The sequence below is a fragment of the Pedobacter deserti genome (genome assembly GCF_024436415.1).
GTDB lineage: Bacteria > Bacteroidota > Bacteroidia > Sphingobacteriales > Sphingobacteriaceae > Pedobacter > Pedobacter faecalis.
Window position 1 is genome coordinate 337,576 of sequence record NZ_JAFMZQ010000001.1, and the last position, 14,060, is coordinate 351,635.

Annotated in this window: 16 protein-coding genes; 5 read left to right on the top strand and 11 right to left on the bottom strand. The window is 48.2% G+C overall.

The window, feature by feature from the left end; all coding sequences use genetic code 11:
- Genes J3P40_RS01575 through J3P40_RS01585 form a run of 3 tightly spaced genes read right to left on the bottom strand, consistent with a single transcriptional unit; the run spans position 1 to position 1,235 of the window.
- Complete coding sequence (locus J3P40_RS01575; protein ID WP_256002108.1) at positions 1-645, bottom strand: hypothetical protein; 645 nt, start codon at positions 643-645, stop codon at positions 1-3.
- Between the two features lie 53 nt (positions 646-698).
- A complete protein-coding gene (locus J3P40_RS01580; protein WP_256002109.1) occupies positions 699-1,031 on the bottom strand; it encodes a cupin domain-containing protein in 333 nt (110 codons plus the stop codon).
- Between the two features lie 3 nt (positions 1,032-1,034).
- Positions 1,035-1,235: a hypothetical protein gene (locus J3P40_RS01585; RefSeq protein ID WP_256002110.1), complete on the bottom strand. Its 201-nt coding sequence runs from the start codon at positions 1,233-1,235 to the stop codon at positions 1,035-1,037.
- Positions 1,236-1,274: 39 nt separating this feature from the next.
- Between J3P40_RS01585 and J3P40_RS01590 the strand changes: the two genes are divergently transcribed.
- From J3P40_RS01590 to J3P40_RS01605, 4 genes are all read left to right on the top strand, one after another.
- Positions 1,275-1,721: a DinB family protein gene (locus tag J3P40_RS01590; RefSeq protein WP_256002111.1), complete on the top strand. Its 447-nt coding sequence runs from the start codon at positions 1,275-1,277 to the stop codon at positions 1,719-1,721.
- A 47-nt stretch (positions 1,722-1,768) separates the two neighbouring features.
- Positions 1,769-2,212, top strand: a complete 444-nt coding sequence (locus J3P40_RS01595) for a hypothetical protein (RefSeq protein ID WP_256002112.1) — start codon at positions 1,769-1,771, stop codon at positions 2,210-2,212.
- A gap of 34 nt (positions 2,213-2,246) precedes the next feature.
- A complete protein-coding gene (locus J3P40_RS01600; RefSeq protein ID WP_256002113.1) occupies positions 2,247-2,630 on the top strand; it encodes a hypothetical protein in 384 nt (127 codons plus the stop codon).
- Between the two features lie 173 nt (positions 2,631-2,803).
- Positions 2,804-3,898, top strand: coding sequence for a hypothetical protein (locus J3P40_RS01605; RefSeq protein WP_256002114.1), 1,095 nt, complete (start codon positions 2,804-2,806; stop codon positions 3,896-3,898).
- A 73-nt stretch (positions 3,899-3,971) separates the two neighbouring features.
- Here the strand turns inward: J3P40_RS01605 and J3P40_RS01610 are convergent, their stop codons facing one another.
- The 7 genes from J3P40_RS01610 to J3P40_RS01640 form a co-directional block, all read right to left on the bottom strand.
- Complete coding sequence (locus J3P40_RS01610; protein ID WP_256002115.1) at positions 3,972-5,276, bottom strand: MFS transporter; 1,305 nt, start codon at positions 5,274-5,276, stop codon at positions 3,972-3,974.
- Between the two features lie 38 nt (positions 5,277-5,314).
- A complete protein-coding gene (locus J3P40_RS01615) occupies positions 5,315-7,138 on the bottom strand; it encodes a class I mannose-6-phosphate isomerase (protein ID WP_256002116.1) in 1,824 nt (607 codons plus the stop codon).
- 78 nt (positions 7,139-7,216) lie between these two features.
- On the bottom strand, positions 7,217-8,518 hold the full coding sequence (locus tag J3P40_RS01620) for a glucosidase family protein (protein WP_256002117.1): 1,302 nt from the start codon (positions 8,516-8,518) through the stop codon (positions 7,217-7,219).
- Between the two features lie 325 nt (positions 8,519-8,843).
- Positions 8,844-9,518 (bottom strand): PRC-barrel domain-containing protein, encoded by a 675-nt coding sequence (locus J3P40_RS01625; protein WP_256002118.1) that lies wholly within the window; start codon positions 9,516-9,518, stop codon positions 8,844-8,846.
- 18 nt (positions 9,519-9,536) lie between these two features.
- On the bottom strand, positions 9,537-10,103 hold the full coding sequence (infC, locus tag J3P40_RS01630; protein WP_256002119.1) for a translation initiation factor IF-3: 567 nt from the start codon (positions 10,101-10,103) through the stop codon (positions 9,537-9,539).
- A gap of 295 nt (positions 10,104-10,398) precedes the next feature.
- Positions 10,399-11,766 (bottom strand): chloride channel protein, encoded by a 1,368-nt coding sequence (locus J3P40_RS01635; RefSeq protein WP_256002120.1) that lies wholly within the window; start codon positions 11,764-11,766, stop codon positions 10,399-10,401.
- A gap of 42 nt (positions 11,767-11,808) precedes the next feature.
- Positions 11,809-12,090 (bottom strand): ATP-dependent Clp protease adaptor ClpS, encoded by a 282-nt coding sequence (locus J3P40_RS01640; RefSeq protein WP_256002121.1) that lies wholly within the window; start codon positions 12,088-12,090, stop codon positions 11,809-11,811.
- Positions 12,091-12,169: 79 nt separating this feature from the next.
- On the opposite strand from J3P40_RS01640, the gene J3P40_RS01645 reads away from it, so the two are divergent.
- Entirely contained in the window at positions 12,170-13,216 is a 1,047-nt protein-coding gene (locus J3P40_RS01645; protein WP_256002122.1) for a 3-oxoacyl-ACP synthase III family protein, read from the top strand.
- Here J3P40_RS01645 and J3P40_RS01650 read toward each other — a convergent pair.
- Entirely contained in the window at positions 13,178-14,059 is an 882-nt protein-coding gene (locus J3P40_RS01650; protein WP_256002123.1) for an SDR family oxidoreductase, read from the bottom strand. The genes J3P40_RS01645 and J3P40_RS01650 overlap by 39 nt on opposite strands.
- Position 14,060 lies beyond the last annotated feature (1 nt).

The window sequence follows — 14,060 nt, forward strand, 5'->3', positions numbered from 1 at the left end:
TTACTCCCAACAATCGACATTAGTGCTGTCCTTAAGTGCCAGCAACTTATCAAAACCTGCAAGCTTTTTCTCCGAAGGCTTACAATCGACCTCCCGGCTCTTTACTTGCTCCGGCAGTGGGTTATCAGATGCATGCGATCTTCGCTCATACGTTTTTTGGAGGCAGAGCGCCAGCTTGCCCCCAACAACATATAAGCGCTTTTCCTTAATATCATCTTTGGTAGCGCCCTCCGCAGCCTTTCCTGATTCAAAACTCCAGGTCGTCTCAGTCAAATGTGCAAAATATAGCTTGTTGCCACTAACAAAATACTGGTCTACCGCCGAAAAGTGACTGTATTCACTATAGCTATGCCGAATCATCCGAAGCTCACCCTGTTCAGAAAAATAAGTCACCGTACCCGCCCGTTCTCCAGAACAGTCATACTCAAACCCGGTCGAATCCAGCACACCCTGCCGCAACTTATGAGCCGTCTGGCTATAAAATTTTTTAACCTCATCAATAGAACGGGGCGTGCCGGCTAGCAAACTATCATTAGCTACAGCGGCAACCGAGCTGGTATCAGGAAAAGCCTTAACCTCATCAGCCCCACGCTGTACGCACGAGAAAAGCAAAGGGCACAGCAAAAAAATCAAATAGTTTTTCATAGTTAAAAGCTGGTAGCAACAATTAATCCAACTACCACCTTTCTCGTCTGTTCTCAAAGAAAATCTTCCCTGTGCGGCGTAAAGGAGTCTATGAGCACGCCAGGTTCCAGGCAAACACACCCATGAATGGAATTGGGTGGCACATAGTAACCATCGCCCGCTGCAATAACCTGCACCGTATCTCCGATCGTCATCTCAAATAAACCACTTGCCACATAGGTAACCTGTGTATGCGGATGTTGATGAAGCTCCCCGACGGCACCCTTTTCAAACTGAGCCTTTACCAACATGATACTGTCGTTATAGCCGTAAACCTGCCTTTTGATTCCATTTCCTAAATCTTCCCAGGCAATCTCCTTTTCTAACTGAAATAAATCACTTTGCATAAGTTAAGATAATGGCGTTGCTTTCGATTTCTTATAAAAGAACCTACCTGCTTCAAAAATAAACAAGGCCAGCATAAACAGCGCAATAATAAACCACGATGCGCCCAGTACAAAGCGAAGGAAGAGCACCTCAAAAGTGCTCCAGATCAAAAGTCGCCTAAGCAACTGAACTAAAGGATTAACAGGCTGAAATGAGTTTTGCATATCTAAATTTAGTAAAAACATTGCATATCTTAGTCGACCATGACAAATTCAGCCATTAACCGACTTGAACGGCTCACTGAGATAATTCCAAAATTATTAAGAGAAGTAGATGAAGCCGCGTTAAGCGACAAGCCAAACGCTGCAAAATGGAGCAAAAAAGAGATCATTGGGCACCTCATTGACAGCGCGGCCAATAATCATCAGCGGTTTGTTAGAGGTCAGTTTGAGGATACCCCACGCATAACTTACGACCAAGTTTTGTGGAATATAGCCAATCGTTACCAAGACGTGAATATTACGCAACTTATCACCTTCTGGGAATCCTACAATAAACAACTCGTAAGTCTGTTAAGGAACATCCCAGGAGACAAGCTCAACAACTGCATAGATACAGGCGGGGAATATCCTTTAACAATCGCCTTCTTGATTGAGGACTATGTCGAACATATGGAGCATCACTTAAAACAGGTCATTCATTATGAATAAACCACGTAAAATATTTATATATTAGTGTAACCAAATAAAGTACCCATATGAAATTAAAATTAACGCTTTGCACATTCCTATGCGCACTCCTTTCCGCAACAACCTTTGCACAATCAGCAACTAAAAACGCTTCCCACATCGGAACCTGGAAACTCATTTCACAAAAAGTCACTTATCCGGACGGGCAGATATTTACAGGCGACAGCTCAACCGTATTCCAGCGGAAAATACTTACACCAGCCACCTTTGTAGTCGTTATAGAGAAGAAGATGGCAAACTATGACAACAAAAAGCTGGCTACCTCAGTTGCAGGTGGGCACTATACATTAGTAAACGGCAATTACGAAGAACTCACAGAATACGCCTCCTTCAAAGGGTTCGAAACCATGAAGGTGAACTATAAACTCAGTATAGAAGACGGCAAATTGCACACCGTAGGTACAGTTGGCGAAAATATCATATACGACGAGCTGTATATTAAAGAAGATTAGTCTCTGCAACCACAAGTTCCTAAAACGTGATCGAATGCAATTAGGAAATTCAAAATACACGCTCCAGCAAATCATGAGTAGCCGCACGCAGTGGGAGCACCTCATCATCATCACGGGCGCTTTTACGCTTTCGATGTATCTCATGTATTTCCTTTTGGGACCCTTTATATTCTGGGCGATTTATATCGGTGACACGAACGGAAATCACCCGTTGGTTCATTCAATAACCAACCTCATCGGCGACCGCCTTGCCTTCATGTTGCCGCTCATATTCTTAAGCTATCGCTTATACAGAAATCTGACAAAAAACAACCTATCCCGGGCAAAATCCTATTTTTTAGCCTCCGTTTTGCTAGTAACATTTCATCTGTTCAGAGCGTATGCCTTGAATTTTGTTTTAACACCACTAATATATTGACGACGAAATTTAGTGACTTAGAACTTCCCCGCAGTTAACCTGCCCGCTTACTCCGGGCACGATTGCGTAAATATTTCCAGGCTGCTTCGCTTCTTTCTGTACATTTATCACCTACATTCGTCAGGGATCATCTAAAGCTACGCAACAAATAACCAATTAATTTTTAGCTCTTTATGAAAAACGACTTAAAAACCTGCTTCCTGTTACTGACTTGCCTGGTCATGGTAGCAAATACGGCATCAGCACAAAGTAAAAAACGTAACGCACTGTCTGCAACGCCCTGTATGGAGGTGCTTCACCTGTTCACCGCAGCCAATGTGCCGTCTATGGCGCCGCAGGAAGAAGCTTCGGTAATTATCACCCCGGGTGAGGAAGCGCCCGCAAACCTGCCCGGCAAAGGCCTGGCTCAGCATTCCATGCTGTATGTAGGCGAAAACAATACCCGCATGTGTTTAGTCCATAATGGCAAAGTAATTTGGACTTATCAGACCGGTAAGGGATATGAGTACGACGACGTGTGGATGATCTCCAACGGAAACATTCTCTTTACCCGGATGAAGTACGTGGCGGTGATTACACCCGACAAAAAAGTGCTCTGGAAAAAAGATTTTGCAGAAAGCGGCCCGGATCATGCTGAAGTGCACAGCTGTCAGCCCATTGGTCTTGACAAGATCATGTTTATCGTCAACGCGGCTAAACCAAAGCTGTATATCGTTAATTACATCACCGGAAAAACCGAGGTCGAACGTGAAATACCCTATCAAAATGCTGATGTGCGTGGTGTGCATGGCCAGTTCAGACGTGGCAGGGTAACGGCACAGGGAACTTATCTGCTTTCGTATTTAAGTCAGGGAAAGGTTGTGGAATACGATAAGGATTTTAAGGAAATCTGGCGTTATAAAACTCCAAAACCCTGGGCAGCCATTCGCCTGAAAAACGGTAATACCCTGATCACTGACGAGAACGAGTGGCGCAGTTTCGAGGTCACCGCCAAAAAGGAAACGATTTGGGAGTTCAATTGCAAAACTGACCTGCCGACAAAGTATCAGTTTGCTTCAGCTCCCCAAACCTGCACCCGGCTGGCCAATGGCAACACCATATTCACCTCGCGCGGACAAAACGGCAAGGGTCCGCAGATGATCGAGGTTACAAAAGACAAGAAAGTGGTTTGGGTACTGCATGATTGGAAATCCGTTGGCGACGGGACTGCCGTACAGGTACTGAATGATCCGGGCGTCCCTGAAATACCCGGTCAGTCAGAGCATTGATCTGCTGTTCACAGGAAATCACCAATTATCCTGCAAAATCTCCCGCCTGCTGCTTGCTGACAGCAAAAAGTCTTTAATGCCCCACAAATTTCTCTTCGATCTGCTCTAATGATTGTCCTTTGGTTTCGGGCAACATGCGATACACAACAATAAAGGCTATCAAACAAAAGAAGGCGAAGAACCAGAAAGTATTGGCTGTGCCCACATTCCGCAGTAGCATTGGTGTTAATTGGCCAACAATGGTATCGGCAACCCACATCACCATAATGCTGATGGCCATTGCCCTGCCTCGGATCTTTCCGGGAAAAATCTCCGAAGCTACGACAAACTTCAGCGGTCCTATCGAAAAGGCAAAACACGCAAGGAATGCCAGCACACAAATGAGGAGCACAAGACTGGTGGTTGCCCCCATATAAAAGCAAAGGCCAGTCAGAAACAGCGCAACGGTAGCGCCGATCGTGCCGAAGATATACAATGGCCTGCGCCCCCAGCTATCCACTTTCCAAATAGCAACTAGCGTAAACAGCATGTTTGCCAGTCCCAGAATGATCTGGCTCATCAGGGAGTTGCTCAGGCTGAGTCCCGCATCGCTTAATATGCTCGGCCCGTAATAAATAATGGCGTTGATACCGCTGAACTGTGAAAACAAAGGCAGAAAAATACCTATCAGCAATGCTTTACGCATTCCGGGTGCAAGGAGTTCTTTATAGCTTCCCTGTGGTTCGCCAGAGGAATGCCTCGACTGAAGCCACCTCGGACTTTCAGGCACGTATAATAAGCCGACCAGGAAAAGCAGCGCCGGTATCAGCGCCACACCGAACATTCCACGCCAGACCTCGTCTATAAATAACCAGGCGAAGGTACCCCCCTGTGAGGCGTCATTGGCAAGCGCATAATTCAACAGTCCCGCATTGGTCAGATAAGCGAGCAGTATCCCAAAAGTCAGCGCAAGCTGATAATAGGTTACCAGTCGCCCCCTGATATTCGCGGGGGCAATTTCAGAAATATATAACGGCACCACGTTAGAAGCTATCCCTATGCCTATACCTCCGAGCAGGCGACAAGCAATCACCGTTGAAAGTGAAGGCATAAAGGCACAGCCGGCAGCGGAGACCAGGAACAGGACGGCCGACATAAGCAACAGGGTTCGTCGGCCAAACCGGTCGGCCAGTTCACCGGAACCGGCAACGCCGATAATACAGCCCAGCAGTGCGGACGACACAAACCAGCCCTCCTGGACGGAGTTAAGTACAAACTGCTTCTGCACAAGTGGCAATACACCCGAAACAACGGCCATATCAAAGCCGAAAAGCAGTCCGCCCAGCGATGCCACGGCGGTGATCAGACCCAGGTTAGGGATCTTGGTTGTGTTGTTCATATCCATGTTATATTTGGTTTAGGTTTTGGCTTGTCTGCTTAAAGCTGACTGAAATCCGGTTTTACAAAAGCTTTTACCACCTTGGCTCTCTGCCCCCCTTCATTGTGCAGGGTATAGCTCAAGGCCGCAGCTGGAACAGCGAAAGTTTCGGCATAATGGAAGCGCGATGCCGTGCCGTCTGCCGTAGTGATGGTGAGGCTTGTGCCCTCCACCAGCATCAGGATATGGCACAGACCATTTGTTTCCACCACTATCGTGCTGTCGAATTCCAACCGGTGTACATCGTAAAAATGCTCCGCGTGTGTAGGCAGATGCACCAGTTGCCAGTCAGCTCCTTCATTAATCACCTGTGGCTTACTGATCAGCTCATCCTGCACCTTATTGCCCTTGCGGCTAAAATCAAGGTTTTTAAACGCATGATCGATATTGATCGGCCGCGGCATTCCAGAAAGATCCAGCCTCACCCAATCGTATACCTTAAAGGTAAAAATGTAAGGCGTCGCGCTGATCTCCAGCACCAGATTATTTGCGGCAGCACTATGCACTGTACCGTTCGGGATTAAAAAGAAATCATGTTTCTTAGCCGGATGAAGCTGCACGTAGTTAAGCACGTCTATCTCTTCATTGTGAGCCAGACTGTATTCGAGTTTCTCCCTGAATTGCTCAGGCTTGATATCTTCCGTAAAACCAAGGTAAACACCCGCATCTTCCTTGGCGTCTAAAATATAATATGTCTCGTCCTGCGTAAAGTTCTCCCCAAAGGTTTCCCGGATATAGTTTTTAGACGGATGGCATTGAATCGAAAGGTTGCCTCCATCCCAGGTATCCAGAAAATCGAAACGGATCGGAAACTCTGTTTTAAACACATCGGCATGCTTGCCCAAAACAGCCTTGTGATCGTGGAACATCAAACAGTCGAACGATACCTCCAGCAAATTGCCATCACTCTCAAACACGATCCCGTTCTCAGGAACGATCATCTCGAACGACCAGGCGTAGTTTACTTCCGACTTGTCCAGTCCCTCAATCCTCTCCTGCATCCAATGCCCACCCCAGGCGCCAGGCTCAAACCACGGCCGCACCCGGAATACCGAGCGACTAAGTTTGGTCAGACCGTCGGCCAGATCAGGGTAAAGCAGCCAATTCACCGACTGATCCCATTGGGTGTCGGCCATTACAGCAATCTTAGAAAGCAACTGCTGCTTATAGTTATTAAGTACCACCCAGTCCACAAAATAGGCCCGCTTATACATGTGTCCGGATTCTTCTGCCCGCGCTGCACCAAAATTTGTAGCTTTGCCAGCCCGCATACGGTATTGCAAGACGTTTTTAGGCAAATCGATATATACCACCGGTGCCTCCCAGCCTGCCAATGTGGCTCCTGTGCCAACAACGATGTTCAGGTCATATCCTTCGGCCGGGCGCACTGCTTTAAAAGCATCCATATCAAAGAAATCTTGTATCTGCAGGGTCGACTTAGTCCCCCACACAGAATCACCGCTGCCCAGGAAGGGTTGCACCATTCTGTCTATTTCCCCAGCGGCACGCATGAAATCCGCAGCCAGCACCCAGTTCACTCTTTTTCCGATACGCTCAAATGCATTATCCAGTTCATGCTGAACTACGGCCCAGAAAACACCGTTAAACCCGTCGATCACAACGGCATCATAACCGCTCATCCAGGCAGCCAGGCCGTCATAGCCAGAATGAATTTTACCAGAGCCAAGCTTGTGGAATGGGAAAATATCGTAGGCTGCGATGTCTGATCTGTTTGAAATGTTCTGTGGTAATGTGGGTTTTCGATCAACCTCCTTGTCAGCCGAAGCTGGGTTGTTACTTTCTGCTTGTGCTATGTCGTACATCTCTCTATTGTATCGGGTTATTTTAAACGATTTTGCATGTATGTACAAACATAAAGACTATGGAATCAAAAACAAATTTTAATTTATGTTTATACATACGTTATTGTTTAAGTCCCTGATGGCGGTCCACAGCACCCCCGCTTCTCCCCTGAAACTGGAAGAACCTTTAGGCTGATTATCGGGCGTGTACCACTCATAAAAGCCCTTGTTTTTGATTACCCTTTCCAGCATCGGTGTGATGGCTTCCCTGGCCTCGTCCAGGAGGCCGTAGCGGATCAGTTGTATCACCATCCGACCGCCAAACCAGGTCCAGTCGCCACCATTCTGATAGGAATAAGGTACCATGCCCGTGTTCTTGAAGGTGCCCACTGGATATACCGGATAGATGGTGAGGCCAATAGAGGAAGCATTTGCCTTCCTGACATTCTCCTGCATTCTGACATAAGCTTCCCTGATTTCCTTTTTAGTAAGCAAATCTGCTTCAATCGCAGTGGCAGTTCCACCGTGATAGTACACCTCCGACTCATCGAAATCGGCCGGAAACGGAGAGCCCTCAAGATAAATATGCGGCCTGAACTTCCTTTTTTGCTTGTCCCATAAATGCTTACGGATGTTTGTCTTAAAGCTTGCCAGTATACGCTGCCAGTACCTGCGATCATTTGAGTTCAATTCTGCGAATTCCAAATAGTCCCTGAGCGCTATGAGGAACATGGCATTATCGTAGATATCGATGCTTCTATGTGAACTGCTGTCTAACACCACGCCCCAGTTATGCTCAGGCTGTACATCGCCCCAGTCTACAGTCGTTGCTCCCCAGAGCAGGCCATGCTTTTTATCGAAACGTTCCTTCAAGAGAAATTTAAGGGCATTCGCCAGCCTGCCCTGAACGCTGGCACCCGCGATGTGCTCCGAAAGAATACTTCGGTCGCCAGTAGCCCGGATATACTTGGCAATAGCCTGTATCAGCGAAGTCTCCTGGTCTGTTTCCACCGTATTCTTGTGCCCGGCATACTGCGGAAGCAGGTCAGAATAGTAGTATGCATATCCTCCGTTCTTGGTCTTAGGGATATAGCCATCCAGGATAGCACCATCGGGCTGCTGAAATTTAAGAAAATTTAGCAGGTGTACCTTATTCGCATCGCGGTCGTTGACTATGCAAGAAACCTCAATAAAGGTATTCAGATCTCGGATCCAAACCTCCCCGTATCCGTCGCCCGCTGTAAACCCGGTCCTGACCAGGCGCTCGGCCATCACTTTAACCGAATCTGCCATCTGTCGTAGCGGCGTCTGGGCCGCAACCTGCGCAAAGGCCGCCTGAAATGTGGCCAGCCCGATAAAGGTGGCCATTAAACGTAATGACATGCTCTGTACTTTTCTCATCAGTATTATTTTAGTAAACGATGCTTCCTGAAGAACGTAACCTCGCCCTAACTCGCAGGCTGAGTGGCATATCTAGCTTTTCGTCCGACGCGTCGGCTTCTAAACAGTTCCCCGTGCGCCTTTTCATCAGATAAAACTTACCATCAACCGACACAATGTTCGGACATTTAAACATACAACTAAAGTTAAAGCTTTCACATACAAAAACCAGCATGATATGAGCTTATAAGAGAAAGGCTTGTAAGCTTAAGGCAAACCGAGGACCAGCAAACTCAGAACGTCTACTGCCTCTTAAGGCTTGCTGCAAAAAAAGAAGTCAGGAAATTTAAAGATTTATCAGAGCATCATTGCTCAACTCCGCATTCTTAACAGAGACATTTACCGTATAGGTATCCCAATCAATGCTGAGTATCTTGTCGGTTGGTATGGCAACGTGCTCGCTGCCGGAAGCAAATACACCGTCGAGAACCAGGTAAGGGACCGACCAGTCGGCGGTATCAATAAGGAGATCCTTCACGCGGCCGACTAAGCCCTCCTCATTATGAACTTCATATTGAGATACATGCCGGAAACTGCGCAGGTGGGGATCAAAGTTTGCCTGATTTTCTATCTTATTGTAGAAGGCTGAGGCCCCTTTCAGCATTCCTGAGGTTGGATAGCCCATCCCGGCCCGGCCGTTCGATGGCCAGGAATAATAGTCGAACAAACTGGATTCCTGCTGCCTCGATACAGGCATGTCCATATCAATGTCGGGACTGTCTTTTACCTGTTCCTTGCTTAGTTTTACAGGAAGTTTACCCTGACTGACTTGCTGCCCCCCATCAACCGCAACCGGCGAGATCAGCACCTTGCGCTGAAAAAGCCAGTTTCCGGTATCCACCACGAAGTAACGCAATGTCCAGTTATGATCGTCGAAATAAACGTCCTTTACGCTACCAATCTCCCCGTCGGAAGCCGAGAGCGTAAACTTTAAAAGCTGGTGTGCATATACTAACATCATATTCTTTTTAATTAAAGACTATTTTTTGCTGCCTTTAGGTGCAAGGGTCAAAAACATACGCTTTCCTTCAAGTTTCGGCATAAGTTCAACTTTGCCGTATTCTTCAAGCGCCTGGGCAAATTGCAGCAGCAAGATCTCACCGCGCTCCTTATAAACAATTGAACGACCCCGAAAGTGTACAAAAGCTCGAACTTTTTCTCCGCTCTGCAGAAAAGACATGGCATGCTTAAGTTTAAATTGAAAATCGTGATCGTCGGTGTTCGGACCGAAGCGGATGTCTTTAATGACCGTTTGCTTGGTTTTTGCCTTGATTTCCTTGTCTTTCTTTTTCTTCTCGAACAGGAATTTATTGTAGTCGATGATGCGGCAAACGGGAGGTACCGCTTTAGGGGAAATCTCTACCAGGTCGAGTCCCTGCTCTTCTGCCATTGTCCTTGCGGTAGTTATTGGGTACACCGCTGGTTCTACATTATCACCCACTATCCGCACTTCTGTTGCGGTGATGTGTTGGTTAATTTTGTGTTCTGCTTCTCGCTTTACGGGAATACGTGGTCCCCTGTTTACAGGTTTTCTTTTTAAAGCCAAATTGAATGATTTAGTGGTTAACAAAAAAATTAATAATTCCCCCACATTAGCCATCGTATAAAACATGTAACTGCGGGAGCTGCCCTATTCAAGGAGGGGCAATTTGGAGTGCTTCTTAAGCCGATAATTACAAATATAGCATTTTTCCCGGAATTTGTAGCCACCGCGTAGCTAGTGAGTCCGCCATGAGTCCGCCATGAGTCCGCCATGAGTCCGCCTTTTCCCTGAAAAAAGGCGGACTCATGGCGGTACCATTATGGTGGCAAAGCGCAGTCACCTGCCACCAGGTGGCTACCTAACTGCGCGTTGGAGGATCATCAGTTTGAAGATCCGCGATATACTGATTCTTCAAATGATGGTAAAACGAATGTTTGTCGATAAGGATGGCAGCTACACTGGAGGTCATTGCAGCCAGGATGAGGTGGAATATTACGCCGTGTCGGTCGGTCATTTCCAGCACCAGGATAGCAGAGGTGAAGGGCGACCGTGTTACACCGGTCAAAAATCCGACCATCCCGGAAAGGATCATCAGATTGGTATTGCTTTCACTGAGTTCCATCCAGCCCGACAGTACTGAGCCGATACTGGCCCCCGATGCAAGCGAGGGCGCGAAGATACCGCCTGCAGCACCGGTAGTGAAGGAAAGTACCGGGCCAATTACACGCAGAACGGGCGTATACCAGGGCAGGTACTTACTGTCGGTGAACAGCGTGTGCTGCATAATCTCCTTGCCCGAACCGAGTACATCATAGCTGACCAGCGTGGCCAGTGTGCCTAAAACTAAAGCAACGGCACCTATGTAAAGTACATGCTGGTGGGTAAATTTGAGCTTCGCTTTCCACTTCATGCCCCATAGTATAAGTTTAGACATGATAGCACCCAGCATTCCGGCAAGCACGGCAACTAAAACGATGGCCAGAAAGATGAGTTTGGAGGCCTCCGATACTTTTGGATAACCGAGATAAAGATAAGGCCCTATGATGGCCTGGGCCGTGAGGCCTGCAATGATTACAGAAGAGAAGATAGCCGTCTTAAAATAACTGAAATGCGTTTTGGTAAGCTCCTCGATAGCAAACACAATACCTCCGAGCGGCGTGTTGAAGGCAGCAGCAAGTCCGGCCGCAGCGCCGGTGGTGATCATGTTTTTGCGGGCAATCTTGGGCCACCAGGGAGGAAGAAGTTCGTTGACCTTTCGGAATAGCGAAGACGCAATTTGTATGGTGGGGCCCTCCCGACCTATTGCGCCGCCGCCGGCTGCCATAATGAGGCTGGAGGCGATCTTCACAATGATAATTTTAACGCTGAGCAGGCGGTCAACCTTGTCTTCCGTTTTTGCTCCGGTTATTTCTATGGCAGCAATAACCTGCGGTATGCCGCTACCCTTCGCATTGGGCGCATAGCGGAGCACGATCCACCAGGCCAGGAGAAAACAAAAGGGCATTAAAATAAAAAGTGCCCAGGGGGCATAGCTAATAATGATTTTCGATACCGATTCTGCAAGTCCGAACAGTTCAGCATATGCCACCGCAATCAGGCCGGTAAGCACCGATGCGATCCAAAAGGGAATAGCCTGCAGTATCGTACGCTTATACGCCTGATTATTGACCCGGTCGAAAGCATTTTTGAGATGCTGGCGTATTTTCTGGAACAGGGATCCCGACATACGTGTAAAGGTAATAAAAACCGGGCCAAGTGTTCCGCGAACTCAGTCGACCGAAACCGTGAGTCCTTCCTGCTGCAGGATTTTACGGTATATTTCCATTTCTGTAAAAGAGCCTTCCAATACGGCGCATTTGCCTTCATTGTGCACTTTCCATGCAATCTTCTCGGCCTGGTTTTCGGAATAATCAAGGTACTTCATCATGCAGAAGATGACATGATCGAAGGTGTTGATGTCGTCATTCCACAGGATCAGGCGGTGGACGGTCTTCAGCGAAGTCAGGATTTCCTCAAGGGTAAAGGTTTCTTCTTTGGTTTCTGTAGACATGCACACAAAATTACTTTATTTGAAAACAATATCACAGGGAAAGTTATTTTTGCGTAAACGACAACTCCAACCAAATATGATGCAACGTTCTAAAATTGCCGGCATCGGCTACTATGTCCCTGATCATGTGTATACGAATAACGACCTCGCCCGGTTTATGGATACCGACGATGCTTGGATACAGGAACGCACTGGTATTAAGGAACGGCGTTTTGCGGACCGGATGGGGGAAACCACCACGACCATGGGCATCGAAGCAGCGAAGATCGCCATCGGTCGGGCTGGCATCACTCCTCAGGATGTGGATTTCATCATTTTTGCGACGCTTAGTCCCGATTATTATTTTCCCGGCTGCGGGGTATTGCTGCAACGGGAAATGAAGATGCGGGAGATCGGCGCGCTGGACATCCGTAACCAGTGTTCTGGTTTTGTGTACGCGCTTTCGGTGGCCGACCAATTTATACGCACGGGGATGTACAAAAACGTTCTCGTGGTGGGCAGTGAAAAGCATTCTTTTGCAATGGACTTTGAGACGCGAAGCCGTAACGTCTCCGTAATTTTTGGTGATGGGGCGGGCGCAGTAGTGCTGCAGCCGGCAATGGAAGAGGGTCAGGGTATACTTAGCACACACCTGCACAGCGATGGTGCTGAAGCCGAACTTCTGGCCATGTATTACCCCGGTTCGCATGCGAATAAATGGCTGGAAGGGAAGCCCGGCTTTCCAAACCAGGAATTGGGCGGACTGTTTCTTACGCCTGAACAACTGGAGCAGGGCGCAGCGCTGCCGTATATGGACGGGCCGGCCGTGTTTAAAAAAGCTGTGGTTAAATTTCCGGAGGTGATTAAGGAAGCGCTGAGCGCAAATGACCTCTCCCCGGCCGACATCGACCTGCTGGTGCCACATCAGGCCAACCTTAGAATCAGTCAGTATGTACAGCAATTGCTGGGTCTGCGTGACGCACAGGTATTCAATAACATTCAGAAGTACGGCAATACCACGGCAGCCTCGGTACCCATTGCTCTATGTGAAGCCTGGGAAGCAGGGCTCATCAATGATGGCGACCTCGTTTGCCTTGCGGCTTTCGGATCAGGCTTTACCTGGGGGAGTGCGCTTATCCGCTGGTAGAAAGCTGTCCCACATCTCATCCGGAATAGCTTCCATACCGTTAAACTGACCTGCGCCCTGCAGCCACTCACCTCCGTCTATGGTGATCACCTCCCCGTTAATATATCCGGCAAAATCGCTGATGAGAAAGGCAGCCAGATTGGCCAGCTCCTGGTATTCGCCCACACGCTTCAAAGGCACGCGGTTCTTAAAATCAAACTTCTCCGCCAAATTGCCGGGCAGCAAGCGGTCCCATGCTCCCTTGGTAGGAAACGGGCCCGGCGCAATAGCATTGGTGCGGATGCCATACTTGCCCCATTCTACGGCGAGCGAGCGCGTCATGGCCAGTACCCCGCCTTTGGCGCAGGCCGAGGGCACCACATAGGCCGAGCCTGTGAAGGCATAGGTGGTTACGATATTGAGCACGCTGGCTGGCTGCTGTTGGCCAATCCAGTGCTTCCCAAAGGCCAGAGTACAGTTCACAGAGCCTTTTAGCACAATATCAATGACAGAGGAAAAGGCGTTGGCCGACAATCGCTCGGTGGGTGAGATAAAATTACCCGCCGCATTATTCAACAGCGCATCAACCCTGCCGAAAACACGCAGGCTTTCACTGAGCACATGCTCAACCTGTGCGTAGTCGCGCACATCACAGGCAATGGCCAGTACTTTCCCGTCGGTAGCTTCTTCCATTTCGGAGGCTGTTTGCTGCAATACATCCAGCTTTCGGCTGGTGATGACCAGGTTGGCGCCAAGCTTTAGAAAGTAGGTGCCCATGGCTTTGCCCAAGCCTGTGCCACCGCCGGTTACCACAATGGTTTTTCCCTTAAGGGCGTCTTCACGCAGCATAGGTTCGTTATACATG